We start from the raw sequence: 26,676 nt of genomic DNA, 5'->3' as shown, positions 1-26,676 counted from the left end.
GCGATCAGTATGTCTGTCGTCCCTGGCAATCGTGCCCGTCACTACTCCGTACCCGAGGAGCCGTCCGTGTACCGCCCTCCCGTCTCCCACCACCACCCTTCCAAGGAAGGCCCTCCGGGCCCCTCCACTGCCGAGGCCGAGGTAGCCGAGGAGCTGGCCGCTGTCCGGCCCGACCTGGTGCCCCGGTACACGGCCGCGCTGCCGGGTGCGCGGGCGGCCGTACTGACCCGCCTGTGGCGGGCGCTCGCCCATGAGCCGCTGCCGTGGATCAACCGCCGGACGTCCGAGGCGGGAGGCCTGGTGCTGTGGCTGGCCGACGGCCGGGGGCTGCGCGGCCCGCACCCGGATCCGTACGCGACCGACGCCCACGTCACCGCCGTCCACCTCGACCGTGCGGCCTACGACGACCCGGCCCGGCTGATGACGGACCTCGCGGTGCCGCACGCCGCGGCGTTCGCCGCCGAGCTCGGGCACAGTGTCGCCTCGCTGGCACTCTCGCGCGCCGGCCGGCCGGATCAGCCGGAAGAGTGGCCGGTGGGGGTCCCCCCGGCCGAAGGCTGGGGGAGGGACTGGGAGTGGGAGCAGCGGGTGGTCGACGGACACCCCTTCCACCCCAACTGCCGTTCCCGGCCCGGGTTCTCGGTGGCCGAGCAGTTCGCCTACGGGCCGGAGCACCGGCCGGTGGTGGAGCTGGGGACGGTCCCGGTCCCGGCGCGGGAGTGCCTGGTCACCGGGGCATGGCCGGACGAACTGCGGGACGGGGAGCGCCTGCTGGTCCCCGCGCACCCGTGGCAGGCGGCGCATGTGCTCAAACGTCCTTACGACGCCTGGTCGCACGCCCACCCCCTGATGTCGCTGCGCACCCTCGCGCTGCCCGGCGGACCCCACGTCAAGACCGCGCTGAGCGCCCGGCTGACGTCCTCGGTACGGGACATCTCGGTGTACTCGGTGGGGGTGTCGGCCACGCTGTCGGCGTTCGCGGAGGATCTGGCGGCCCGTACGGACGGCCTGCTGCACGTCACGCGCACCCTCGGCGCGGTGTCCGCCGACTCCCCTGATCTGGCTGCCCTGTTGCGCGAGTCACCACGGTCGTACGTCTCCGGTGACGAGCACGTCCTGCCGGTGGCCGCCCTCGCCACCACCGGTCTGCCCCAGTCCCCCGCCTGGCTGGCCGGCTTCACCCGTCTCGCCCTCCGGGTGGGCCTGCGCCTGCTGGAGCTGGGCGTCGCCCTGGAGGCCCACGGCCAGAACCTCCTCGTCGTCCTGTCCCCCGACGGCACCCCCCGCCGCCTCGTCTATCGCGACCTCGCCGACATCCGCATCAGCCCCGCCCGGCTGGCCCGCCACGGCATCACACCCCCGGCACTGACCGGCCGCCTCATCACCGACGACGAAACGACCCTGCGCCGCAAGCTGTTCGGCTCCCTGGTGGCCGGCGCCCTGGCCGCGACGGCCGGCTCCGGCCCGGTCCTCGCCACGGCCCTGGAAGCGGCCGTACGGGATCTGCCGCCCGGCCCCGACCTGACGGCCCTGCGTGAAGCCCCCCTGCCCACGAAGGCGTTGACGCTGATGCGGCTGTCTCCGACGACGCCGGGCGACCAGTGGACCACCCTGCCCAACCCGCTCGTTTTGGAGCGCGGCACCCGAGATCAATAAGATCCGCCGATGATCAGAAGACAACGGCTGGCGGCGGGGATCTGTGCCCTGCTCGCCGCGCTGACGGCAGGGCTCGCGTTCCCCGCCGGGGCGGTCGCCGACGACACGGACGGCAAGGCCGCTCCCAAGGTGGAACTCGTGCTGGACGTCAGCGGTTCCATGCGCGCGCGGGACATAGACGGCGGGTCGCGGATGGCCGCGGCGAAGCAGGCGTTCAACGAGGTGCTCGACGCGACGCCCGAGGAGGTCCAGCTCGGCATCCGCACCCTCGGTGCCAACTACCACGGCAACGACCGGAAGACGGGCTGCAAGGACACCGCGCAGCTCTACCCGGTCAGCACCCTGGACCGCACCGAGGCGAAGACCGCGGTCGCCACGCTGACGCCGACCGGCTGGACCCCCATCGGTCCCGCGCTGCTGAAGGCGGCCGACGACCTCGACGGCGGTGACGGCACCCGCCGGATCGTCCTGATCAGCGACGGCGAGGACACCTGCCAGCCGCTGGACCCGTGCGAGGTGGCCCGCGAGATAGCCGCCAAGGGCATCGGGCTGACCATCGACACCCTCGGCCTGGTGCCCGACGCCAAGACCCGCGACCAGCTCAGCTGCATCGCGGACGCCACCGGCGGCACCTACACCGACGTGCGGCACAAGGAGGAACTCAGCGACCGGGTGGGCCAGTTGGTGGACCGGGCGGCCGACCCGGTGGTGACTCCGGTGGCCACCGAGGGCGCGAGCCGGTGCACGGACGCGCCGGCGCTCAAGTCGGGGCTGTACACGGACCGCGAGGAGTTCGGGCAGCAGCGCTGGTACAAGGTGGACGTCAAGCCCGGCCAGGAAGTGCGTGCTTCGGTGAGCGTGGCGGCCGACCGGGCCGTGGGCCCGGACTACGGGGTGCTGCTGCGGGCCGTGACGGTGCACGACCGGGAGATCGTGCGCGGCGAGGCCGCGGGCGACGGCCGTACGGACGTCATCTCGACGGGTCTGCGCTATCCGAGGCCGGAGAGCGACGACGAGGACGCTCCCGCCGAGACCGTGTGCCTCCAGGTCACCAACTCCTTCTCGGCGGCCTCCGGGGTGAAGACCACGCCCGGTCTGCCGCTGGAGCTGACCGTCGACGTCGTGGACGGTCCGGACAAGGCGGGCGACGTGGCCTCCTTCGGCCTCGGGCGCGGCTGGTGGCTGCTCGGCGCGCTGGTGCTGACCGGCTTCGTCGCGGGTCTGCTCTGGGGCTGGGTGTCACGCTGGCGGGTCGCGGTCTGGAGGACCAACTGATGCGAATCACACGTGCGTTCGGCGCCACACTGCTGGCGCTCGGGGTCGCCCTCGGACTGGCCGCGGGTCCGGCGGTCGCCGACTCCTCGCCGTCCCCGAGCGCCTCGGACGACAGCAAGGCGCCCACTCAGGCGGGCACCTCGTTCCGCACGGCGACCGAGATCGACCAGGGCGAGCAGGCCACCGCCAGCGGTTCCACCGGCGACTACATGTACTGGTCGTTCCCGGCGGACTCCGGACAGCGCCCCACCGTCAAGGCGACGGTGAAGCTGCCCGGCACGCACACCGGGCAGACCTGGCAGATCGACGTGTACGACGGTCTGCGGCGCCGCCAGTCCTGCCAGTACGGCGCCCAGACCCGCACCGCCGCCCAGGGCACCGCATCCGTGGACCTGGCCTGCGTCCTGCGCACGGTCCGCGCCTGGTCGGAGCCGTGGGCCAACGACCCGCTGCCGGGCACGTACTACATCCGGCTGACGGTCCTCGACCTGACCTCGGCCGACCTCGGCAAGCCCGTCAGCGCCGAGGTCCGGGTCGACTCCAAGGACATCGGCGGCGCGGCCGCGGTGGACGGCTCGCTGGCGAAGCCGCTGGTCCCCGGGATCGCCGCCAAGCCCGCGAGCGACGAGGACGGTTCGGGGAAGTCGGCCGTGCTGTCCGCCATCGAGCCGGACGACGGCTGGTCCTCCGGCTGGTGGACCGACCGCTGGGTGTGGACCGCGGTGGGGGGTGTGCTGGCCGCGCTCGCCGGTATCGGCGGGTACGCGCTGACCCGCGGGTCGGGACGCCCGCAAGGGGTGCCACCGAACGCCTGACGTGACAGAAGGCCCGCCCGCCCGGCGGGCCTTCGCCTTTTCCCGCCCCTTCTCACGCCTCTCGCAGCGCCTTGGCCACGGCCCCGTCCCCGGACACCTCGACCCGCCCGTCCCGCACCGCCTCCAGAAGGCTCGACTCCCCGCGGCCGACCGCCGTGCACGTCTCGGCATCCATGACGAGCCGCGCATCGGGCTCCGCGGGGGCCCGCCCGTCGCCGTACACGGGTCCGTCCTCGGCGCCGACGTACAGGTGGAAGTCGCCCTCCGCCAGCCGCACTTCGACCAGCCCCGACCCCTCCAGCTCCCGCAGCAACGGCAGCGCGAACCAGTGGGCGCGCACCGCGTCGGTGGGCCGCCGCTCCCCCAGCTCGGCCCGGCCCCACTCCCCGAGCGCCTGCAACACCGGCAGCAACTCGCGTCCCCGGCCGGTGAGTTCGTACACGAAGGCGGCCCCCGGCGGAGGCAGTCGGCGCCGGGTCGTGAGCCCGTCCCGCTCCATGTCCTTCAGCCGCGAGGCGAGTACGTCCGTGCTCACGCCGGGCAGGTCCGCGTGCAGGTCCGTGTAGCGACGGGGACCGGCGAGCAGCTCCCGGACGATCAGCAGGGTCCAGCGGTCGCCCACGAGGTCGAGGGCACGGGCGGCGGAACAGTACTGGTCGTAGCTTCGGCGAGGTGACATGACCCGCAGTCTAGACATGTCGTTGGACTTTCCAAGCTCGAACTTGGTAAAACCAAGCAACACACCGAACCGGAGGGGCGAGCGCGCATGGAGTTCCGGCAGTCGAACAAGCTCAGCGAGGTCTGTTACGAGATCCGCGGCCCGGTGATCGAGCACGCCGACGCACTGGAGGCGGCGGGCCACAGCGTGCTGCGCCTGAACACCGGCAACCCCGCGGTGTTCGGCTTCGAGGCGCCGGAGGAGATCCTCCAGGACATGATCCGGATGCTCCCGCAGGCGCACGGCTACACCGACTCACGCGGCATCCTCTCCGCCCGCCGGGCGGTCGCCGGACGCTACCAGGCCCTGGGCCTGGAGGTCGGCGTCGACGACGTGTTCCTCGGCAACGGCGTGTCCGAGCTGGTGTCGATGGCCGTACAGGCCCTGGTGGAGGACGGCGACGAGATCCTCATCCCGGCCCCGGACTTCCCCCTCTGGACGGCGGTCACCACCCTCGCCGGCGGCAAGGCGGTGCACTACCTCTGCGACGAACAGGCCGACTGGTACCCGGACCTGGACGACATGGCGGCGAAGATCACCGACCGCACCAAGGCCGTCGTCATCATCAACCCCAACAACCCCACCGGGGCGGTCTACCCGAAGGAGATCGTCGAGGGCATCCTCGACCTCGCCCGCCGGCACGGCCTGATGGTGTTCGCCGACGAGATCTACGACCAGATCCTCTACGACGACGCCGTGCACCACTCGGCCGCCGCGCTCGCCCCCGACCTGGTCGTCCTCACCTTCTGCGGCCTGTCGAAGACCTACCGGGTGGCGGGCTTCCGCTCCGGCTGGCTGGTGGTGACCGGCCCCAGGCAGCACGCGAAGGACTACCTGGAGGGCCTGACCATGCTGGCCTCCATGCGGCTGTGCGCCAACGCGCCCGCACAGTACGCCATCCAGGCCGCGCTCGGCGGCCGCCAGTCCATCCGCGAACTGACCTTGCCGGGCGGGAGGTTGTACGAGCAGCGCAACGTGGCCTGGGAGAAGCTCAACGAGATCCCGGGGGTGTCCTGCGTGAAGCCCAAGGGCGCGCTCTACGCCTTCGCCCGCATCGACCCCAAGGTGCACCCCATCCACGACGACGAGAAGTTCGTACTCGACCTGCTGCTCCGGGAGAAGATCCAGGTCGTCCAGGGCACCGGCTTCAACTGGCCGACCCCCGACCACTTCCGCATCCTGACCCTGCCGTACGCGGACGACCTGGAGGCGGCGATCGGGCGGATCGGGCGGTTCCTGAGCGGGTACCGGCAGTAGCCGAACCGCCCTGACCAGCCATCACCCCAAGGCGACCTCGCACCAGACCGTCTTGGTGTACGGGTCCTGGCAGGTCGTTCCCCAGTGAGTGGACAGCGCCTCGACGAGGAGGAGGCCCCGGCCGGACTCCCTTTCGGGGGAGGCCGGCGGGAGAGTGCCTGGGGTGGGTGGGCGACGGTCCGCGCGGGCGTCGGTCACTTCGATACGGAGCGTGGGGTCCTGCGGGTACAGGGTGAGGCGCAGACGGAAGTCCCGGCCCGGCACCCGGCCGTACAGCACCGCGTTCGTGGCGAGTTCGGCCACCAGCAGCGTCCCCGTGCGGTTGGCCTCACAGTCGTACGGATAGCCCCAGGCGTGCAGCCGCTCGGCTGCGAGGTGGCGGGCGAGGCGGGCGCCCTTGGGGGTGGCCGAGAGACGGATGGCGAAGTGGTCCGTGGTGGCGGGGTGTTCACTCGTCATGGGGGCGATATCGGCGTTCATGTCACTCAGCGTGGTCGGCTGTCCCTACTCTGAACAGCAACGACGACAGTACGCAGCGTCACTGTACGGTCGCCGACCGGGCTTGTCCGGAGGGTGACGCGTGACGCGGCGGGCCGGTGGGGCGTTGGGCACCGGCGGCACGTGGAGGTGGGCGGATGGAGTCATACGGCGGCGAGGACGAGGAGTCGGCGGCCGTACTGCGGACAGTCGGCAAGGTCGTCAAGATGTGCCGGGAACGGAAGGCGCTCACCCAGGCCGAGTTGGGGACGGCTATCGGGTACAGCGAGGAGCAGGTGTCCTCGGTGGAGCGGGGACGTCGGGCTCCGAAGGCGCAGTTCCTGGAGGCGGCCGACCGGGTGCTGGACGCGGGCGGGATGATCGCCGGGCTGACGAAGGACGTGGAGGAAGCCCGGTACCCGAAGAAGGTGCGGGATCTGGCGAAGTTGGAGGGGGAGGCGGTTGAGATCTGTGCCTACGACAACTCCGTCGTCAACGGCCTCCTGCAGACGGAGGAGTACCTCAGGGCCGTGTTCGGCTCACGGCGGCCCGCCTTCTCCGAGGAGGAGGTGGAGCAGCGTGTCGCCGCGCGGCTGGCACGCCAGACGATCATCGACGGAAAGCAGATGATCCCGGCCTTCAGCTTCGTGCATGATGAGGCTGCGCTTCGGAGGCGGGTCGGGGGCAGAATGGTGCTGCGCCGACAGCTCTAACGGCTGTTGGACATCGCGCAAAGGCGGAACGTGGAGATCCAGGTGCTGCCCATGGATCGCGAGGACAACGCCGGTCTCGGCGGCCCTTTCCACCTGCTGCGGCTCAGGGAGGGCACCACCGTGGGGCACAACGAGGTACAGCGGACCAGCCGACTGATCTCGGAGCCCAAGGAGGTCCAGATCCTGGAGCTGCGCTACGGAGTTATCCGGGCCCAAGCGCTTCCGCCGCGAGAGTCGCTGGCCTTCATCGAGAAAGTCCTTGGAGAGACATGAGCGTGAAGCCCTCTGCCGGTCACGGCTCCGAGTTGGAATGGTTCAAGAGCAGCTACAGCACCGACGACGGCCCTGCTTGCGTCGAGGTCGCTTCCGCCCCCGGCACCATCCACGTACGCGACTCGAAGCACAGGCAAGGCCTCCAACTCGCCTTCGGGCCACAAGGATGGACCGCCTTCGTCTCGTACGCCGCCGATCACTGACGTACGACATGCTGGCGCCCTGCGTCCGATCCTGCACCGGGCGGGGCCGTACTCATCAACGGCTCGATCTGGTCCCATGAGTCATGCCTCGGCCGCCCATGACCCCGACGCTGATCGCCCACGACCTGTCCGACCGCGTGTCGAGAAGCCGGAGCGGTCTGGCTCGAAGGTGTCGGTGTGCACGTAGCCGCCGTCGGAGGACCGCGGGGCACCCGTGTAGCGCAGGTGTGCAATGGCGGGGCCCGACTATGCCCCTGCGGCATCGCTGCGAGTACGCCGCATTCCTTCCTCGCAGCCTCCCTGGCAGCTCATGCCCACCGCCTCAGGAGTTCCCCGCCCACACACTCGACGGGTGCGCGCCGCCCCCAGCCCAGATCCACCAGGTTCGGGCCGGTGCGGCATCAAGGGGGTGTCACACGCCGGTTCCTCGCGCACTCCTCTCCGTCCCGCTAGCCGGACCCGCACCATCTGGCAGTACCCGGCTCAGGCTGTCCTCAGCGCCACCGTCCCGCTGCGACGGGATCAGCGGCGAAGGGCTCTCATCTCCACTCGAACACTTCGCCTCACGGCGCACCCACTACCTCCAGCAGGGCACTACCCTGCTCCCACATCGGCGCCATCGCCGCCGTCTACGCCCACGTCCGCCCCCGCCTCCCGCTCAACGCCATCGACACCCTCAGCACCGCCCTGGACGGTCCTTGCCAACGACGAGTCGGCCGACAACGACGGCGACGGCCCGCCGCTGTGCGGAGCCATCGTCCACTGACGTTGCCGTCGACTACTGCCGTCAGACACCGCGGAAGCCCCGCCAGGACACACCTGACGGGGGCTTCAGTGCGCAGTGCGGAATGACGCAGGAAGGTCGATGTATCGCCCAGCGGAAAGCCGACCTCATGCCACGCGCGAGAAAAACGGCGAAATGCACGGATAGACCGTCGCCCGTTCCTTCAAGCGTCAAGAAGCCACTTTTCCCTCTTCCCGCAACAAGATCTGCACCTTTGACGGAAATTGCGGATCATCCACCATTACTGAGCAGATCACAGAGCCACGAAACCCTACAAATTGCATTCGAGCGTATTCGTTCGGGTCGTGCAATACGAGCCACCCAGACGGACACGGGAGTGACACTTCGAAGAGGTTGACAGGAAGCATCGCAGGAGGAGTCGACTTCCACACCTCGCATTCAACAGGACCGTCAACACTGGGCTGAACGCCGAAGATGAGTGAAGCGCCCTCTCGGTACCAGCTGCTCGACGCCGGATCCCAGTCGGTGACGTCATCGTCACTTCCCGCGTCTCGCAAGATCAGGCATCCGTGTTCGATTTTTGCCAGGAATGCAACCACGGGGTTGTTGGCTACCATGCCTTCTTGCTCTTTCCTTGTGAAAGTTGTGAGACGACGCCGCCCTGCCTCCTGGCGCAGGGCAGACAGTGAGGATACGCCGTCTGAGGAAATCCGGGAGAGACGAGACTAGACGGCGGTTGGTGATCCGGGATCCAGTCCCCGTCCTTAGTGCCGGGGGTCGTGGCATCGCAGGTGTGGCAGCCGTGTTTACTTCCTGACTCATTGATCATATCTCGAACGCCGTCTGCTTCAATGTCACCGTTCTCCAGGGCTACCCCCTCTCGGGCATTCGGACCAGCACCCAGCGTCAGATCACACTTCTGACCTGGCGTTGCATTATGAACGAGTACCGGCGCATCCCCCGCCATCACATAGTACGTGTGGAGTTCGCTGACGGTCAGGTTGTACATGGCAGCGGCCCCGGCAATGACCTTGACCTCGGCGAGAACCACATGTCCGTCGGTGGCCGTGCTGAGAATGTGCCCCGGGGTCAGCTCGCCTGCCTTTACCCAGGCGTGTTCCGTATCGTCCCAGACGGGATGGAGAGAAGTCGTGTGGAGAGTGTCGTTCTTGCCGTTCTTGTTGCGGATTTTGAGATCGATGAGATCGTCGTCGTGGTTAACGAAGCGAGCTGTGACTCGACGAGCGCCCCGGTGCTTCCCTGTTTCCGGGTCGGCTGCTTCGACTTTGTCGCCAGGCTTGATCTTTCCGATCTTCTTGGTTTTGCCGTCTTCCAGTAGGACCTGAGTGTCGGGGCTGAAGCTGCACGGCGACCCCATGCCCAGCCGCTCTTCAGCAGCCGCCGCAGTACCTCCGCGGAAGCGGAGCTCAAGCGACGCTTCCAGAGGCATCAGGAACTTGGCAGCGTCCGCCATCCGCCGGGCAAATGGCTGCTGACCGCTGCACACCACTCCGGGGATATCGCAAATGGTGCGGAAGATCACTGTCTGGGCGGTGTCATCCCAAGGGATCTTGGTGCAGCCCGATGCCCCCATCTCGCAAGTGGGGAGGTTCCTCCACGCGTTGTAGAGCCCCTTTTCTCGCCTCTCGAGGGCTTTTGCTGCCTTCCAGTAGGCCTGCGGGGTGTCGAAGAGTGCCTGGCCCGTTCCCACGGGGGCGGTAAACGGTGTCGAGCCGCCGTAGTAAGTCGGGTTGACACCGGCGCTTCCTGTGTTCCTCTTGTTCCGGGTGATGACCCTGGGAGCTTGATCGGGGGCGGCTTCGGTGCCGCCGGTGTTGTCTCCTTCGAAGTACTTCAGCCCACTCGGGTCGGAGAAGGTGACGGGGTTGTTGCCCGCGTAGCTGTATCCGTTGAGCGAGTTCGGCTGGTCGGGGCTGAGGAGCGGGTCGACGCTGAGGAACTGGCCGGTGCCGGGGTCGTACTCGCGGGCGCCCAGGTGGGTCAGGCCTGTCGACTTCGTGTCGTCGGTGCCGCCGACGAAGCCCTTGGTTCCCGGCCAGCCGGTCGGCTTGGTTCCTCGTATGTCGCCGAAGGGCAGGGTGCGGCGTTGGGTGAGTTTCTGTGTGCTCGCGTTGATGGCGAGTTGGGCGGTGCCGTGGTGGTCGGCGAGGGTGAAGGTGACGGTGCCGTCGTCCTGTTGGACGGCCAGGTTGCCGCCGCCGAGGTCGAAGTAGCGGGTGGCCTTGGGTGTGGTGGTGCCCTTGGCCAGGGTGATCTCGGTGGCGCCGAGGTAGAGGGTGGTTTCGGTGGGGGTGCGGGCGATGAGCCGGTTGCCGTCGGTGTCGTACAGGTACTCGGTGGTCTTGCCGCCCGCGGTCACCTTGGCGAGGTGCCCTTCGGGGTCCCAGGTGAGGTTCTGGTCGTCGCCGTTCAGGGTGCGGGTGGTGGTGTTTCCGGTCTCGTCGTACTTGTAGCTGTTCTGGATGGTGCTGGTGGGGCCTGTAGTTGTCACCGACGACAGGGCGTGCGGGTGGGCCTTTCCGGGATCGGGGTAGGCGTAGGTCCGCTCGGTGTCCTTGGAGGTGTCGCCGGCGGGGTCGTGGAGCGTCTCGGTGCGACGGTTGCCGGCCAGGTCGTAGGTGTAGGACTGCCAGTAGGGGGCGGGTCCGCCCGCGATGCCGCTGCTGGGGGTGGTGGCGCAGTCGGTCGTGTTCTGGGCCCAGGCTTCGGTCAGGCGGCGCAGGTAGTCGTAGGTGAAGCACTGGGCGTCGGTGCCGTCGCGGGAGACGTCCGCTACGGACAGGACGTTGCCCGCGTCGTCGTAGTGATAGGTGCTGTTCTGGTCGACGCCCGCGACGTTCTCGCGGTCCACGCGGGAGCCGGCCAGGCGCTGGGTGCCCCACTCATAGGTGTTGGTGGCCCAGGTCTTCTTGCCGCCGCTGTTGGACAGTTCGAACTGCAGGGGCTTGCCGGTGAGGCTGTAGCTGGTGGTCGCCTTGATGCCCTGACTGCCGTCGAGCACCGTAGGACGCAGGGTCTCGTCATCGTAGGTGTAGGCGACGGTTGCCGCAGGCAGGGCGCCGGCCTTGGGATAGCCGATGCCGGCTGTGAGCCCCGATGTCTTGTACGACGTTGTGGAGTCGTAGGTGCCGGCCAGTTCCTTCTCTGCGGCCGGAATGGTGACCGATGTGCGCAGCGGCCGGTAGAGGCGGTCGTAGGCGACGACCTTGCTGGTGTAGGCGTTGGTGCCGACGTAGCGGGTGGACTCCGCGAGCTGGCCCTTGGCACCGCTGACGGTGTCGTACACCCATGCGGCGCGCAGGGTTCCGGTGGAGGACTTCTCTCTCGCCTCGGTCTTGCGGCCGAGGTTGTCGTAGCCGTACCAGAGCAGCGGTGTGTCGGGGCGGGCGTCGTCGGTGGTGGTCAGCTGGCCGCGGTCGTCGTAGGTGCTGAGGGTGGTGCCCTTGTCGGGGTCGGTCGTCTTGGTCTGCCGGCCGAGCAGGTCGTAGGTGTACGTCCAATCGTTGCCCGCCGGGTCGGTGACCTTCTTCAGTTCGCCGCGAGGTGTGTAGTCGTAGGTGGTGGTGTCGTAGGCGGCGTCGACGTTGCGCGCTTGGAGCTGGCGCAGTGCGGTGGTGCGGCCTCGGGCGTCGACAAGGGTGGTGGTGGCGGTGCCGCCCGCGGGCGGGATCACGGTGGTGCGGTCCCCGTTGTAGACGGTCCTGGTGGTGGAGAGTACGGCTCCGCCATCGCCGTTGCCGGCGATCTGTCTGGCTTCGGTCCGCCGTCCGAGGCCGTCGTAGGTGTAGCGGTTCTGGGTCTCGACGTTGAGGGCGTCTGCCGGCTTGGACAGAACGGTCGTCGGTGGCTTCTCCGCGTAGTACGTCGCGAATTCCTTGGCTGCCAGGCCTCGTTCGTCGTAGAAGGTGTCGGCCAGCAGGCGACCGCCCTTCGGCCCGGGGGCCTGGGTCTGGCGTGGCCGCAGAAAGCCGTCGTAGAGGGTGTAGGAGGTTCGTTGCCCACCGTTGTTGCCCAGCGTCTTCGTGCCGACCGCGACCGGCTGGTTGTCGCTTTGGGTGTAGGTGAACTCGTAGGTGGGTGTCTGGCTGGTGCGGCGGTCGGCCAGCCAGACCTTGGCGGAGCGGCCCAGCGCGTCGTAGGCGAAGGTGGTCACCTTGCCGTTGGTGTCGGTCTGGGTTTGCGGCAGGTTGCGCATGACGTCGTACGTGACGCTCGTCGTCTGAGCGGTGGTCGAGTCACCTGCCTTGGCCGGCGGTGTGGTGATGCTCACCTTGGTCGCGAAGCCGGTGGTGGGGTCCGGTGCGGTGGTGGTGGTTCTGCCGTCGGAGCGCGTGGTGCGCGTGAGTGCTCCGGCCGCGGTCACCTTGACGTCCGCGGTCAGATCGGTGCTGGTGCGCTGGCGTCCGTAGGTGTCGTAGGTGGCGCCGGACTCCAGGTAGAGGGCGGTGGTGCCGTCGTACTGCTTGAGCGTCGCGGTGCCGGTCGGGTCTCCCTTGCTGGGAGCTGCCTCGTAGGCGCCGCTGTCGTAGGCGGTGCGCGCGTCTGAGATCACGTCGTCCGGTCGGCTGGGGGTGTCGGAGCAGGACGTCGCCACCGTCTCGACGCGGGAGGGGAGGGTGAGGATGTTGTCCTTGGTGTTGGTGGCGTAGGTGGTGCGGGTACAGGTGTTGTCGGTCTTCGTGCTGTTGTCACCGAAGTCGTCGACCTGCGTGACGCGTCCGGCGACGGTGTCGTGGGTCGTGTCCGTGGAGGTGGTGCGCCAGGAGGCACCCGCGCCGTTGTCGAGGGAGGTCCAGGTCTTGGAGTTGGACGTGCCGGTGAAGTTGGCGGTGACGGTGCCCCAGGCTCTTTCCTTTTTCGCCGTCTCGTGGTGCCAGGGCCGGTTGACGGTCTTGGAGAGGATCTTGCCATCGGGGCCGGAGTAGGTGACCGTCTTGTAGGTGAAGCCGGCCGCTGGTGGGTCGTCGGTGATCGCGTCGCCTTCGTCCTTGCCGAGGGTGACGGTTTCGGTCTTGGTGCCGCCGCTGGCGTTCTTTCGGTCGCCGTCCATGCCGCGCAGGAAGTAGCTGTCCTGCTGGCTCTTCATGGCGGAGGCGCCGCCTTGGCCGCCCGTGCGAACCCGGACGTGCCCGTAGCCACGCCACTGAGACCAGGTCTTGGACTTCTCCTTGGTCAGTCCGTCGTCATCGTCGTAGTGCCAGGCGGCGCCGTCGAGGTAGTCGTACGTGGTGACCTGGTCGGGGGCGCCACCGGTGCGGTCGGTTGCGGTGACCGAGTCAACGACGTACTTGTTGAACCACTTCAGCTCAGGGTCGTCTGTTGAGTCGCCGCCGATGTACTGCGGGAAGCAGCGGGTGGTGTTCGTCTCAGGTGTAGGCAGCGCGTCCCAGTCGCAGGCCTGCTTTGAGTAGTTGACGTCGATCTGGCCGCCGGATTCGTCGGCGACCGTGGACAGGCGGTCCTTGACGAAGGGCGGGTAGCCGTCGCCGGTCCGGTCCAGCCGGTTGGCCAGTTGGGTGTACTGGAAGGTGGTTTTCGGCAGGGTGATCGCCGGGGTGGCGCTTCGTCCGGTGTGCTGGACAGAGTCGAGGAGCAGCTGGTAGTCGGTGTCGGCCTTGCCCCAGCTGTGGGTCAGCTTCCAGGAGTCGACGTCGTGGGTGCTGCCGTCGTAGACCTGGGTGGTGACGTCGGTGAGCCGTTTGCGGGTGAAGAATGCCGGCGAGAAACGGCCCTTGTCGCAGTCCTTGCCGGTATCACAGTTCAGGTCCCACGGCGTGTCGTACCAGTATGCGGCGTCGGTCGAGATGTCCGAGCAGGTGGTGTGGTCGTCGGGCAGGCAGCGCTCACTGCTGGTGAAGTTCACCTTGGCCAGGGCCTTGGTGCTGTACACGGAGGTGGACTTCAGCCCGTACTCGATGCGGTCCAGGGTGCCGCCGCGGACGTAGCGGGTGTTGTCCTTGGCCTTGAGGTTGCGGCCGTAGGAGTTGGTCTCCTTGTCGTAGTAGTAGGCGATGGCGTTGCCGTGGACGTCGACCGCGTAGTCGAGGTTCCACCGCCATCCTTGCTGGCACCAGGAGTCGGCGAAAGTGGAGGCGTGGCAGAGCTCGTCGGCATCGTCCCCGAAGACGGGGACGGTCCAGGCCGAGTCGGTGGTTTCCTTGCCGTCCGTCCATCCGGGCAGGCGGTTGTAGCCGAAGTAGTACTGGGTACCGTCCGGCGTGGTCATCACCCAGTACTCGCCGTTGTCATCGCCGTTTCCGCGGTCGCTGGACGTCAGGTGGTCGATCTTCGTGCCGTCGTCGTCCTTGAGCTTCCAGGAGTCCTTGCCATTGGGGACGAGTTCGCCGGCCTTGCCATTGAAGGAGATGAAGGCGTTGTCGTAGCCCCAGCACAGGTCACCTGGCTTGCTGCCGTCCGCCTGCTTGACGCCGTCGTCGGAGCACGGCTTGTAGCGGCGCTCGATGAACCCTGACCACAGGTCGAAGCCGTCTCCCACCCAGGATGCCTGGTTGTTGGTGTTGGCTGTACGTCCGTCGATGGATCCGGAGGAATAGGACAGGCCTACCTTCGGGGTCATCCCTCCGGGGACATCGGGCACCGGCATGTCGTAGGACCAGTTGAAGTCACCGGTGTTGAGGTTCGTGTTCCAGGTCCCCGAAGGGGACAGAGAGGTCGCCTTGTAGTCGCTCTTCGCACTCTGTGTGTCGGACACGGCCGCGAGCACCGTGGCGGAGCCGGCGTTCAGTGCCAGGTTCTGCGCGGTCAGGGTCTGCTTCTCTCCGTCATTGACGGTTGTGACCGGTTTACTTGAGCGGCACGATGCCTTGCCGGGGGTGGTGAGCGCGCAGGCGGGGAGTTCGACGAGTCTCAGGCGGGAGGCGTAGCCGCCGCCGTAGGCGTCGGCGAAGCCGGAGTAGTCCAGATGGGCACGCACGTGGCCCGCGTGTCCGGACTTCTCCTTCGCCGTGGATCGCAGGGTGAACAGCAGGCCGTCGATACCGGACTGCTGCGCCGCTTTGCGGCTCAGCACCCGTGCCTCGACTCCCCCGTGGGCGGGACTCTTCCCCGCCTTGCCCTGAATGTCGAGCGTCAACGGCAGGCCCTTGGCATGGACAAGGGCCTTGGGGCTTTTGGCGCCGGCCGCAGGCAGCTCGAGCACCGCGGTTGCTGCCTTGGGCCAGGCGGTATGGGGCGCTGCCTTGGGGGTGCGGGGCCCCTTCCTCACAGGGCGCGGCTTGACCTTGGCTGTTGTGACGGGAACCGGTCGTTCGGAACGGGACAGGGCTGGTCGGCCCTTGCCGTTGTCCGCGGCGAGGGCCGGTTGCGTTGCTCCCTGCAGAAGGGTGCCGACCATGACTGCGGCCGAGGCCAGCGCAAGGCGTCGCCACTGCCTTCCGAGTCCCCTGCTCGATCTGCCGTTCATCCTGTCCTTCGTCCTTCGCTGCGTTGCTCCGCCGTCCGCGTCGGGGCGCAGGGCGGGCAGAAGTGTGAGTACCGGGCGGAGGGCCTGGCGGGTTCCTCGGGAGGGTCCCGCCAGGGTGGTCAGTCGGCGCCGGGGACCGCGGTTTCGATGCCGCGCTGCCCGACGGCCAGCAGCTCGATCTGGGCGTCTGTCAACGTTCCCTGAAAGGCCCACACGTCAGAGATCTGACCGGGCCAGTACTCGCTGCCGGTGCTTGTTCCGGTCTTGGACCGGCCGAGTTGCATCGGCTGCGCCGACTTGAACGCCAGGACGTCATCCGCCCACGAGAACCTGTCCGTGCAGGTCGTGTCGTCTGATGTCCCGTCGCCGTCCGTGTCCTTGCAGGCGACGATTTCCGGTTCACCGTTGACATACAGCGTCAGGTGCTTGGCGAAGCCGTCGTAGACCAGTGCCAGGTGCGTCCAGGCGGTGGGGGTGTAGAACTGGCCGTTGTCGACTTGCGTGACGGCGGCGCTGCCGCTGTCGGCCGAGGACATCACGATCTGCCACTTGCCCGGGTCGGTGTCCGGGTTGGAGCTGGGCTCGTAGCGGACCGTGAACGCGTTCTTCGCCGTTCCGGGCACACTCAGCAGGGTCACACCCTTGTCCGGTATCGCTGCCGTCTGAGCCCAGGCGGTGACGGTGAAGCTGGCGCTGGTGTCCACCGGCACGGTGGACGTCGACCCGTAGTCGTCAACCCCGTCCAGGACCACACCGCCGTCGACCCAGCCGGAGTCGAGGTGGGCACCGCCGTTGAGCGTCATGCTGTTGCCCGACGTGGATGCGTCAGGCGTGCTGAGTGGGGTGCCGGACGCCGTCTGGAAGGTCCAGCGCCCCTTGACCTCCGGCCGCTGCCGGAACATCTGCTGAACCTCTTGAGCAGACACCGGCCGGTCGAAGAGCCGGACATCGTCGATCTGCCCGGCGAAGAACGAGCCCGGCTGGCCGTCATAGGAGCTTGCGCCGATCTGAACGGCGCCGCCCGCGTACCAGTTGGCCTGCAGATCCGTCTCGCCGGCCTTGACCCCGTTGACATACAGGATCAGCTTGTTGGCGACCGTGTCGTGTACACCGACCAGGTGCGTCCAGGTGTCGCCGTAGGCGGTCTGACCGTCGGCCTGCATCGCCCGGATCGGAGTGGCATCGGAGGAGTCGGCCGAGTACTCGTTGACCGCCCACCGGTCGAACGCCTTCGAGTAGTACAGCTCCAGGCCCGCGCGGTGCGTGCCCGTCTGAGCGGCGACGATCGCCGTATGGTCCGGCTTGGTCTTGGGCAGTTTCGCCCAGGCCGAGACGGCGAAGCTGCTCTGGTTGTTCAGTAGCGGCCGCCCCACGGTGGCATAGTCATCGACTCCGTCGAATTTCAGTGCCTTGCCTGCGATTCCCGGCTGTCCCGCGCTGACGCCGCCGACGAAGGTGGCATCCGGGACCTCTGCGTGGCCAGTCAGCTGCCTGGTGGCGTTGCCGTCGCTGTCGGTGGCGGGATCGTCCATCGGGAACGCGGCACGCGCGGGACGGCCGGCAGTGAGCGACTGCTTCCCGTACAGCTGGGTGACCTCGCCCGCCGAGAGCGGCTTGTCGAAGATCTGCACCTCGTCCATCACGCCGGGGAAGTAGTTTGTCCTGTTCCCGTTCAGGCTTGCCGCGCCGAACTGCAGGCCGCGCCGGGCGTCCCACGGAGAGCTGTAACTGGCGGTTCCTGCAAGCTCGTTGTTGATGTACAGCTTCAGCTCGTCACTGCCAGAGCTGTATGTGCCCACCAGGTGGGTCCACTCGCCGACTTTGACGCCACCCCCCGTGGGGGCCATGGCCTTGACACTGCTCGCATCGGGCGTGTCGGAGGTGTGCTGACCGAACACCCACCGGTCGTATCCCTTGGAGTAATAGATCTCGAATCCAGACGAGTTGTTTCCGGGCTGTGTCACCACGACGGCCGTATGGTCGGGCAGGGTAGGCAGCTTGACCCAAGCCGAGACGGAGAAACTTCCCGAGGTGTCGATGACGGGTATGTCAGTGGCCGCGTAGTCGTCGACGCCGTCGAAGGAGACAGCAGTGCCCTTCACCCCCTCCGCGCCAAGGGTCGGGCCGTGCAGGTCAGCAGTGCGGTCGGGTGCTGTCCCCTGTGCCGCGCCCGCGCCGGCGGCGTCGTTCATCTGCCACATCGCCCTCTCGGGCTGCCCGGCCTTGACCCTGAACCGGTATCCGGCAGGCGCGGAGACATTTCCGGCCGCGTCGACAGATGACACGTACAGGGTGTTCACACCGACGACCGGTGGCAGCACCTTGAGTGCCTTGGATGCCCCGCCCGAGGTGGTGATGGCGTTGTTCGTCGACGGGTTGACGTTGATGCCCCACAAGTACTTCACCGTCTGCGAGTCGTTGCCGCCGACCGTGAACGTGCCGTACTTGCCGATGCCGTCGTACCAGGGGTCGTCCGGGTTCTCGGAGTCCGAGCGGGGGTAGTCCCCGGAGGAGATTGTGGGCTCCGCTGGTGCCTTCTTGTCGTAGGTGAAGTAGCAGGCGGTTGCGTTCCCAGCCCATGACCATGGCGAATACTGGGCGCCGTCGTAGGCACGGACGAACCAATGGATCTGTTTTCCCTCAGGGAGTGACGACGGCAAGCCGATCGAGAACTTGGAGCCCGACCCCTTGAACTTGGTCAGGTCCGGCTTCCACGCCCCTCCGTCCCATTCCGCCCGGAACTGGACGGCGACAGCCTCGTCGTCCGGGTCGATGACATCATCCGCGTGGATCTGGCCCAGACTGCGCACCCTGGGGGCGGCCTCCGGCTTGTGGCACGTGCCGCCGTAGTCCATGCTCAGCTGCGACATACGGATCTGGGACGGAGGCCGGTTGTACGTCACCCGCAGGAAGGCGTCGTCCGAGAACCGCTTCCAGCCGTACGCGTCGGACTCGTCACCGGCGCGCAGGCCGAACGTCATCGTCGACCACTTCTTGTCCGCCGCCTGCTGCACGGCCGACTTCACGTTGAACTCGGCGTCCTTGGACGCGCACCCGTCGAATCCGTAGGCGAAGGAGTCGGTCGCAAGATGGTCGATCCAGAAACCGGAGTCGTTCTGGGAGTTCCACGTCGTGGATGCCGAAATGCCCTTGGTCCGCCACAGTTGCACGCTCCTGGCACTGCAGGATGCGGACCATGTGTTGCGGACGATGAACTCCGCTTTCAGGATGTCCTTGCCCGCGTACTTCGAGACCGGGAACTGGTAGAAGAGCCGCTTGGTGTCATAGGGCTTGCAGTAGTACCAGGCGCAGTAGCCCAGGCCGGCGTCCGGGTCGCCGTTGAACTTCCACTGGGGCGAGGACGCCCAATACTTCGACGCCACCGTCCACGATGTCGCCTTGGGTGCATCCCACTTCGGATCGATGAACACCGGATACACGGTGTCCTCGCCATGGAGGACCTTGCTGTCCGGGGTCAGGACCAGCTCGTCCTGGCCGGCCGGAACCTCCACCCCGACCGGCGCCAGCTTGCCCGACTCCGTCGCGCCCGGCTCGCCGTCGGTCCCGGGGCTGTTCGCCGCCTTCGCGGCCGAGGACTTTCCGCTCGCCGCCTTCTGTGCCGAAGCTCCCGTGCTGGAGTCCCACATGAGCGGCTGCGGTGCCTCGAACACAGCACCGCCGGCGCCCTTGTCCACGGCCTGCAGACCGCCGCCGCTGGTCTCCCGCACGTCCATGCCGTCGGCATCCAGCTTCAGGCGCAGCTGGGCCAGTTCCTTGCCGGCAGCGGCCTGGGCCGACTTCACGACCAGCAGTTGCGTGAAGCCGTCCTGCTGTGCCCCCAACCGAAGGTCGACGCCCGGCAAGACATCGGGATAGGTCGCGGTGGCACCCTGAAGCTGCGGAGCGGGTAGCTTTCCAGGCCATGACAAGGCCAGTTCCCGCCCGGCCTTGACCATGCGCACCATCGGCGCGTCCCCGCCCCCGGAGAACTCCAGTCCGATGGCGGCGGCCTTCGGCGCCACCATCCCGTCGCCCGTCTGGGCCAGGTCGGTATCGATGGCCTTCCAAACGCCATCCACGCGTACCCGCACCGGACGCAGGTGCTCTCGCGCCTCCAGTCTGCCGTCCGGATTCGCGAAGACCTCGCTGCTCTCTCCCCGTAAGGAGGTGATCTCCACGGGATGGCCGGACCGCTTTGCCAGCACTATCGCCTCAGCCTCGGTCCCGGCGGTGCCCGTACCGGAATCTGGCGAGCCTTTGATGTCCGATGCCGCACCAGCCGAGGTCCCACTACGGGCAGCTGCCAGCGCGTCCGTCGACGGAAGCACACTCAGAGTGATCGCAGCACACGCGGCCGCCCCAGCGAAACGCCATCGTCTGCCCACAGGCATGACAAATCCTCCCCCGCGAGGTCTCCCCAGACCCCGCCCCACTGTGATCGGTCATTCACAGGTCGCGCACATGACGTAAACACGAGATCAAATAGAGGTCTAGGCCTGCACAAACGGACATCGCGGCCCGGAAAAGCCAAAACAGACCCATAACTCTAAGTGACATGCGTCACACAGGCTGGTAACTTTGTCCTCGCACGCGGAAAGCGGAAAAGGGGTGACACCTTCGAGCGTTACGTCAGCTCCGAAGACGGCAGCACCTCCATCACATCCTTGATCGATGACATCGTCCGCGAGGGCGCCCGGCAGGTGCTCGCGGCCGCCTTGGAAGCCGAAGTCAGCCAGCACATGGCCGAGTTGGCTGCGGAGACGGACGAGGCCGGGCGGCGCCTGGTGGTGCGCAACGGCCGCCACCGGCTCCGCATCGTGACCACCACGGCAGGTCCCGTCGAGTTCACGGTCCCGTGCGTGAATGACATCCCGCCGAGTCCGAAACGGCCGCGACGCAGGAGAGGGAGTCGGCCCATCCGTCGCCGGTGACGGCGTGGGACAACGATCAGGTCGGACAGGCCGGTTCCAGTCCGTGGGCAAGGGGATCCGCGTCAGCCCGTCGTCCAGCGACGGAGTTTCTCGGGGTTGCGTACCACCCAGATGTGCTTGATCCGGTCGTCTGCGACCTCGAACGCGAACACCGTCACGGCGACGCCGTCTTGCTGAGCCACCAAGCCGGGCTGACCGTTGACCGTGCGTTCCAGGAGCGTCATGTTGCCGGGCCTGCGGCGGGCGAGCTCGACCCAGGCGTGCGCGATCTGCTCGCCGCCTTCGATGGGGTGCAGGAAGGTGATGGCGAGGCCGCCGCCGTCGGCGATCGCCGTGGCGTCGGGGTCGAGCAGGCCGATGAGGGCGTCGATGTCCTTGGCTTCCCATGCCTGCCTGAAGTCCCTGACGATGCCGGCGCGCTGGGCTGCCGGAGTGGCGGAAGGCTGCGAGGCCCGGATGCGGCGGCGGGCCGAGGAGGCCAGCTGGCGGCATGCCGCCGGGGTACGGCCGACGATCTCGGCCACTTCGGCAAAGGGGTAGCGGAAGACGTCGTGCAGGATGAACGCGACGCGCTCGGCCGGGGTCATCGATTCGAGCAGGACCAGGAAGGCCAGGTTGACCGACTCGTCCATGGTGACCCGGTCGGCCGGGTCGACGGTCGCACCGCCCGGCCGCCCGCTGATCCACTCCGTGCGCTCGGGCAGCGGCTCGGGGATCCATTCGCCCACGTAGGTCTCCCGCCGGGCCCGTGCCGAGCCGAGCAGGTTGAGGCAGATGCGGCTGGTGACCGTCGTCAGCCAGGCGCCGGGGGACTCGATGGCGTCCTGCTGCTGCCGGGACATGGCGTACCAGCGGGTGTACGTCTCCTGGACGGCGTCCTCGGCCTCGGCCAGGGAGCCCAGGAGCCGGTAGGCGAGATTGATCAGCTGACGCCGCTCGCTCATGATCGCGTCCAGGCCCGGATCGGGCCGGCCCTGTCCTGGCCTGGATTGGGTGGTCATGGTGCCGACGGCTCCCTCGGTCGCAGCTGCTTGCCCTCACCAGTTCGACAAGACAGCCCCCGGAATGTGAGGCCGGAGCGTCACCTCACGTTTCCGGAGGCTGTGTTGTCGAACTGCTGAGACCAACACATCATCCAGCGAACAGGAAGCTCCGAGACATCATGACTACTCCCCTGCCGGCGACACCGTTCGCCGACCCGGCGCCCGCGCAGTCCCTGGAGCGGGCGGCCACTGCGCTGACCGCACACGGTTTCACCGTGGAGATCCTCGAAGACGCCGCCGCCGCGCGTACCCGCGTCAAAGATCTGATACCGGAGGGCGCCGGCGTGTTCACCGGGGCCAGCGAGACCCTCCGCCTGTCCGGCATCGACGAGGACATCAACGCCGGCGGGCGGTACCAGGCCATCAGGCCACGCGTCCTGGCGATGGACCGCGCCACCCAGATGGACGAGATCCGGCGGCTGCTCGCCAGCCCCGACGTCGTCGTGGGAAGCGTCGCCGCGGTCACCGAAACCGGCTCCCTCGTGGCCGCCTCGGGCAGCGGAAGCCAACTGCCCAGCTACTCCGGCGGCGCCGCCCGCGCCATCTGGATCGTCGGGGCGCAGAAGGTCGTACCCGACCTGCCCGCCGCGCTGCGCCGTGTCGAAGACCACTGCCTTCCACTGGAAAGCGCCCGCACCCAGGCAGCGCACGGGTGGCCGAGCGCCGTCAACCGCCTCCTCATCCTCAACGCGGAACACCAGCCTGGACGCGGGACCGTCCTGCTGCTCCGCGAAGCCATCGGATTCTGAACGTCGTACCCGTGCGACGGCTCCTTGGCCAGCAGCGCCAGCAGCGCCAGCAGCGCCAACACCACGTCCTGCACGGACCGCCCTCCCCTGCGACCCCTCAATAGACAGCGGTTAGCCAAAAAGGCGTCAACCGGCCGACAGGCTCCACCTGCGGTCCGGATGGCGCGGACCCCACCTCTAGCCTGTTCCCATGGGTGATCTCTTTCTCGTCCGGCACGGTGAGACCGAGTGGTCGCGGTCCGGGCGGCACACCGGCTGGACGGACGTGCCGCTCACCGAGCACGGGCGGGAGCAGGCGCGTCGGCTGGTGCCGTTGCTCCGCGAGCAGGGGATCGGGGCGGCGTTCGTCTCCCCGCTGCGGCGGGCGCGGGAGACCGCCGAACTCATCGGGGCGCACGACGCCGGTGTCGATGCCGATATGCGGGAATGGGACTACGGCGGATACGAGGGTGTGACAACCGTGGAGATCCAGGAGACCCGGCCGGGCTGGTTCCTGTTCACCGACGGTGTGGCGCCTGGGCCGCCGGAACATCCGGGCGAGACGCCGGAGCAGGTCGGGGAACGCGCCGACCGTGTCCTGGCCAAGGTGGACGCCGCCGACACCGAGGGCGGCGTCCTGCTGGTGGCGCACGGTCACTTCCTGCGGGTGCTCACCGCGCGCCGGCTGGGGCTGCCGCCGAGGAACGGGGCGTTGTTCCAGCTGGCGACCGGGACCCTGTGCCGGCTGGGCACGGAGCACGGGCGGCCGGTGATCGCGGCGTGGAACATCCGGCCGGGGGTGTAGCGGAGGTCCGCTGTCAGACCCGGGTCGTAGTCTTCGAAAGGAGCCGACCACCGGGGAGGAGCACGCCGTGACCCGACCGCCGACCGCCGCGCAGCGGCGTGTGATCGAGGCCGCCGATCCCGTCACCGGACGGCTCAGGGGTACGGAGGCGCAGCTCGCGGCGCTGGTCCAGCGCGGGCTGGCTTTTCGGCATCCGCGCCCGCCGCACGACCACTTCCTGACGCCGGCCGGGCATCGGATACGGGACGCGGTGCCGGCGGCGACCGACGAGCCGGTGGTTCAGCCCGCGGCCGGTGGGGTCTTCGCGGCCCGCGTCGGAGGAGACGACGAGGAAGCCGCCGGGCCGTCCCGGGCGCGCGAGGTGCACAGCGCGTGGCAGGGGCTCGTGGAGCTGCGCCGGATGACCAACCCGGACGGTGCCACGGACCGGCCGTGCGCCTGGGAGCGGACGCATCTGGTGCGGGCCGCCGCGCTCGCGCTGGAGGCGGCCGGGCATCGTCCCGAGGGTGGGGGCGTCGACGGCTACCGGGTGCGCGCGACCCCGCAGCCGGAGGCGGTCGCCGTGTACGCGCCGGACGGGGCGGCGCTGCGGGCGTGCGCGGCCACGCTGGAGCGGGCGGGCTGGCAGGCCGGGGAGTACACCGAGCCCAGGACGAGAGCACGGTATCTGCTGGCATCGCCACGGCGGGTGTGAGGCGCGTGCCAAGATCGGTGGATCGGAGATTCGAACGCGAGAAGGGAAAGCAGTGGCCGAACCGTTTTCCGTCCGGGTGACCGTCCGCGGCTACGAGACCGACGTACAGGGTCACCTCAACCAGGCGGTGTACCTCAACTACGCGGAGCACGCCCGCTGGACGCTGCTGAAGGCGGCCGGGATCAGCCAGGCCGAGCTGATCGGCCGGGGTGTGGGCCCGGTGGCGCTGGAGACCACCATCCGCTACCGGCGCGAGCTGCTCGCCGGTGACGAGGTCGACGTGACGTGCGAGTTCGAGTGGGGTGACGGCAAGACTTTCCGGATACGGCAGGAGATACGCAAGGTCGACGGCACGGTGGCCGCCGAGGTCATCGGGGTGGGAGGAATACTGGACCTCGAGGAACGGAAGCTGGTCGCGGATCCGCGGGAGATCTTCAAGGAACTGGCCTCCGACCTGAGCCTGTTCGGCCTGTAGGACACCCGCGCTCCGCCCCGCGGAGCACCCGCGCCCCGCGCCGCCTACGCGTCGAGCAGTTCCGGCTGGTGCTCGGCGTCGTAGGTCGCCCGTGACTCGGCGATGTACACGCGGTTGCGCTCGGCCCAGTCGGTCAGCCGTTGCAGGGTCTCGTGCAACTCGCGTGCGACCGGGGTGAGTTCGTACTCCACCCTCGGCGGCACCGTCGGATGCACCGTGCGCGTCACCAGGCCGTCCCGCTCCAGGTTGCGCAGGGTGAGCGTGAGCATGCGGCGGCTGATGCCTTCGATGCTGCGCTCCAACTCGGTGAAGCGGATCGGCCCGTGCGCCGCCGCGACGAGGATCTGCACGCTCCACTTCCCGGAGACCCTGTCAAGAACTTCCCGGACCGGGCACGCGTGCGCGTTCACGACCTGGGCGGTAACACCGGTGTTCCTCTGGGACATCGGACTGCCTCCTTACGCCGTCGCCCATGGTTACTCACGATGGACCCCGTTACAAGTCGTGCACCAAGCGGTGCATCAAGGGGAGGCCTGAAGACCATGTCGACCACGATCGAGTCACCGGCACGGGTGACACCGTCCCGAACCTACTCCCGCTGGGCGTCCCTTGTCGTCCTGTGCGCGGGCACGCTGATGACGATCCTGGACGGCAACATCGTCACGGTGGCGATGCCCGCCATCCAGAACGACCTCGGCTTCAGCGGGCCGGGGCTCGCCTGGGTCGTCAACGCGTATCTGATCCCCTTCGGCGGGCTGCTCCTGCTGATCGGCCGGCTCGGGGACCTGGTGGGCCGCAAGCGGATGTTCACCGCGGGGCTCGCCGTGTTCACGGCCGCCTCCGTGCTGGCCGGGCTGGCCACGAGCCAGGGAGTGCTGATCGCGGCGCGGGCCGTGCAGGGCGTGGGTGGCGCGATGGCATCGGCCGTGGTGCTGGGGATGCTGGTCGCGCTCTTCCCCGAACGCCGTGAACAGGCCCGGGCCATCGCGGTGTTCAGCGCGGTCGGGGCGGCGGGCGGGGCGCTCGGCACGTTCCTCGGCGGGGCGCTGACGCAGGCCGTCGGCTGGCACTGGATCTTCCTGATCAACCTGCCGATCGGCATCGCCGCCTGGCTGGCGGCCGTCCGGGTCCTCGCCCCGGAGAGCGGGGCCGGGCTCGGCAGAGGCGCCGACTACCCCGGTGCCGCGCTGGTGACGGGCGCGCTGATGCTGACGGTGTACGTCATCGTGGGCGCCGGCGACCGGGGCCTCGCCGCCACCCTCCTGCTCGCCGCCGCTGCCCTCGCCCTGTTCACGGCATTCACCGTCCGCCAGGCGCGGACCGCACGGCCGCTGCTGCGGCTGCGGCTGTTCCGCTCCCGGCTGCTGGCCGGCGCCAACGCCGTCCAGGTGCTGATGATCGGGACGATGTACGGCTTCCAGTTCATCGGCGCGCTGTATGTGCAACGCGTCCTCGGCTTCAGCGAGTTGGCGACCGGTACGGCGTTCCTTCCGGCGCCGGTCGCGATCGGGCTGCTGATGACGGTGCTGTCCGCGCGGACCGTCGGCCGGTTCGGCACGTACCGGGTGCTGCTGGCCGGGCTGGTGCTGATCGGCGGCGGCATGGCGCTGCTGAGCCGCGCGCCCGCCGACGGCTCGTACGCCGCCGACGTCCTGCCTCCGCTGCTCCTGCTGTCCGCCGGTTTCGCCGCCGCGATGCCGGCCCTGACCGGGATGGCCATGTCGGCGGCGCGGGATGAGGACGCGGGCCTTGCCTCCGGGCTGTTCAACACCACGCAGGTCGTGGGCGGTTCGCTGGGGCTGGCGGTGCTGTCGACACTCTCGGCGGGCCGGACGGAGGGCCTGCTCGGCCGGGGCGCGGAACTGATACCGGCCACGGCTGAGGGCTACCGGCTGGCGTTCCGGGTGGCGACGGGGATCGCGCTGGGCGCGCTGGCGCTGGCGGCGGTCGTGCTGCGGACGCGGCGTCAGGACGGGAACTGATCACGTGGGGTGGGGCGGTCGGGCCACGGTGTCCGCCGCCCCGCCCCCGGGCGTCAGGCCGGTACGAACGCCGTCCTGTGGTCCTCGGCCCACTCCCGGTACGTCCGCGGCGGGCGCCCCAGCGCCTCCCGCAGATCCTCGGTCACGACGGCGTTGCCGCCCTCCTGGATGAACCGGGCCGCGGCCACGAGGCTGTCCGCGTAGGCCTCGCCCAGCCCGGAGGCGAGCAACTGTGCGCGCCGCTGCTGTGGTGTCAGCTCGTGCAGGAGCACCGGGTCACCTAGAATCTCGCCGAGGACGGTGGCCTGTTGACTCGCGCTGAGCGTCTCAGGGCCGGTCAGCGTGCGTCCCGCCCCGCTCCTACTTCAGCGGCCGGCTGCCCGAGGCCACGCCCTGCGCGATGCTCCGCCGCGGACGGTGACCGGCCCGGGGCGCGCGCGTC

General features: G+C 68.6%; 17 protein-coding genes and 2 pseudogenes. 12 read left to right on the top strand and 7 right to left on the bottom strand.

The annotated features are described in order from the left end of the window. The first annotated feature begins 9 nt into the window (after positions 1–9). Genes ACWGJM_RS08965 through ACWGJM_RS08955 form a run of 3 tightly spaced genes read left to right on the top strand, consistent with a single transcriptional unit; the run spans position 10 to position 3,746 of the window. The gene (locus ACWGJM_RS08965) at positions 10–1,656 is read left to right on the top strand and encodes an IucA/IucC family protein (protein WP_453410979.1); all 1,647 of its coding nucleotides are present in this window, start codon (positions 10–12) and stop codon (positions 1,654–1,656) included. A 9-nt stretch (positions 1,657–1,665) separates the two neighbouring features. Next, positions 1,666–2,931 carry a VWA domain-containing protein gene (locus tag ACWGJM_RS08960; RefSeq protein ID WP_453410978.1) on the top strand — a complete coding sequence of 422 codons (1,266 nt, stop codon included), beginning with the start codon at positions 1,666–1,668 and terminating at the stop codon, positions 2,929–2,931. Beyond that, complete coding sequence (locus tag ACWGJM_RS08955) at positions 2,931–3,746, top strand: hypothetical protein (RefSeq protein ID WP_453410977.1); 816 nt, start codon at positions 2,931–2,933, stop codon at positions 3,744–3,746. Before ACWGJM_RS08960 ends, ACWGJM_RS08955 begins: the two co-directional genes overlap by 1 nt. A gap of 52 nt (positions 3,747–3,798) precedes the next feature. Here the strand turns inward: ACWGJM_RS08955 and ACWGJM_RS08950 are convergent, their stop codons facing one another. After that, a complete protein-coding gene (locus ACWGJM_RS08950) occupies positions 3,799–4,425 on the bottom strand; it encodes a winged helix-turn-helix transcriptional regulator (protein WP_453410976.1) in 627 nt (208 codons plus the stop codon). Positions 4,426–4,512: 87 nt separating this feature from the next. Here ACWGJM_RS08950 and ACWGJM_RS08945 point away from each other — a divergent pair, with 87 nt between their 5' ends. Further along, the gene (locus ACWGJM_RS08945; RefSeq protein WP_453410975.1) at positions 4,513–5,721 is read left to right on the top strand and encodes a pyridoxal phosphate-dependent aminotransferase; all 1,209 of its coding nucleotides are present in this window, start codon (positions 4,513–4,515) and stop codon (positions 5,719–5,721) included. A gap of 21 nt (positions 5,722–5,742) precedes the next feature. Here the strand turns inward: ACWGJM_RS08945 and ACWGJM_RS08940 are convergent, their stop codons facing one another. Further along, on the bottom strand, positions 5,743–6,201 hold the full coding sequence (locus ACWGJM_RS08940; RefSeq protein WP_453410974.1) for an ATP-binding protein: 459 nt from the start codon (positions 6,199–6,201) through the stop codon (positions 5,743–5,745). Between the two features lie 155 nt (positions 6,202–6,356). Between ACWGJM_RS08940 and ACWGJM_RS08935 the strand changes: the two are divergent. After that, positions 6,357–7,184: pseudogene (locus ACWGJM_RS08935) on the top strand (helix-turn-helix domain-containing protein). After that, complete coding sequence (locus ACWGJM_RS08930; RefSeq protein ID WP_453410973.1) at positions 7,181–7,387, top strand: DUF397 domain-containing protein; 207 nt, start codon at positions 7,181–7,183, stop codon at positions 7,385–7,387. Before ACWGJM_RS08935 ends, ACWGJM_RS08930 begins: the two are co-directional and overlap by 4 nt. A gap of 1,355 nt (positions 7,388–8,742) precedes the next feature. On the opposite strand, the gene ACWGJM_RS08925 is transcribed toward ACWGJM_RS08930, so the two are convergent. Together ACWGJM_RS08925 and ACWGJM_RS08920 are read right to left on the bottom strand one after the other, a co-directional pair. Continuing rightward, complete coding sequence (locus ACWGJM_RS08925; protein ID WP_453410972.1) at positions 8,743–15,507, bottom strand: polymorphic toxin-type HINT domain-containing protein; 6,765 nt, start codon at positions 15,505–15,507, stop codon at positions 8,743–8,745. Between the two features lie 188 nt (positions 15,508–15,695). After that, positions 15,696–19,655, bottom strand: a complete 3,960-nt coding sequence (locus ACWGJM_RS08920; RefSeq protein ID WP_453410971.1) for a LamG-like jellyroll fold domain-containing protein — start codon at positions 19,653–19,655, stop codon at positions 15,696–15,698. Between the two features lie 576 nt (positions 19,656–20,231). On the opposite strand from ACWGJM_RS08920, the pseudogene ACWGJM_RS08915 reads away from it, so the two are divergent. Further along, positions 20,232–20,444 (top strand): annotated as a pseudogene (locus ACWGJM_RS08915) (transposase); the annotation flags it as partial. Positions 20,445–20,569: 125 nt separating this feature from the next. Here ACWGJM_RS08915 and sigJ read toward each other — a convergent pair. Beyond that, positions 20,570–21,508, bottom strand: coding sequence for an RNA polymerase sigma factor SigJ (gene sigJ / locus ACWGJM_RS08910; RefSeq protein WP_453410970.1), 939 nt, complete (start codon positions 21,506–21,508; stop codon positions 20,570–20,572). Positions 21,509–21,669: 161 nt separating this feature from the next. Here sigJ and ACWGJM_RS08905 point away from each other — a divergent pair, with 161 nt between their 5' ends. The 4 genes from ACWGJM_RS08905 (at position 21,670) to ACWGJM_RS08890 (ending at position 24,252) form a co-directional block, all read left to right on the top strand. Further along, complete coding sequence (locus ACWGJM_RS08905) at positions 21,670–22,299, top strand: LUD domain-containing protein (RefSeq protein ID WP_453410969.1); 630 nt, start codon at positions 21,670–21,672, stop codon at positions 22,297–22,299. 190 nt (positions 22,300–22,489) lie between these two features. Then, positions 22,490–23,083: a histidine phosphatase family protein gene (locus ACWGJM_RS08900; protein WP_453410968.1), complete on the top strand. Its 594-nt coding sequence runs from the start codon at positions 22,490–22,492 to the stop codon at positions 23,081–23,083. Positions 23,084–23,150: 67 nt separating this feature from the next. Continuing rightward, positions 23,151–23,777: a hypothetical protein gene (locus ACWGJM_RS08895; protein ID WP_453410967.1), complete on the top strand. Its 627-nt coding sequence runs from the start codon at positions 23,151–23,153 to the stop codon at positions 23,775–23,777. Positions 23,778–23,829: 52 nt separating this feature from the next. Next, positions 23,830–24,252 carry an acyl-CoA thioesterase gene (locus ACWGJM_RS08890; protein ID WP_453410966.1) on the top strand — a complete coding sequence of 141 codons (423 nt, stop codon included), beginning with the start codon at positions 23,830–23,832 and terminating at the stop codon, positions 24,250–24,252. A gap of 44 nt (positions 24,253–24,296) precedes the next feature. Here the strand turns inward: ACWGJM_RS08890 and ACWGJM_RS08885 are convergent, their stop codons facing one another. Continuing rightward, positions 24,297–24,698, bottom strand: a complete 402-nt coding sequence (locus ACWGJM_RS08885) for a winged helix-turn-helix transcriptional regulator (protein ID WP_390735717.1) — start codon at positions 24,696–24,698, stop codon at positions 24,297–24,299. Between the two features lie 96 nt (positions 24,699–24,794). Between ACWGJM_RS08885 and ACWGJM_RS08880 the strand changes: the two genes are divergently transcribed. Then, positions 24,795–26,234, top strand: coding sequence for an MFS transporter (locus ACWGJM_RS08880; protein WP_453410965.1), 1,440 nt, complete (start codon positions 24,795–24,797; stop codon positions 26,232–26,234). 53 nt (positions 26,235–26,287) lie between these two features. Here the strand turns inward: ACWGJM_RS08880 and ACWGJM_RS08875 are convergent, their stop codons facing one another. Further along, complete coding sequence (locus ACWGJM_RS08875; protein ID WP_453410964.1) at positions 26,288–26,506, bottom strand: hypothetical protein; 219 nt, start codon at positions 26,504–26,506, stop codon at positions 26,288–26,290. Positions 26,507–26,676: the final 170 nt, after the last annotated feature.

The organism is Streptomyces sp. NPDC054834 (assembly GCF_053611185.1).
This window is presented reverse-complemented; position numbering and strand designations above follow the sequence as displayed.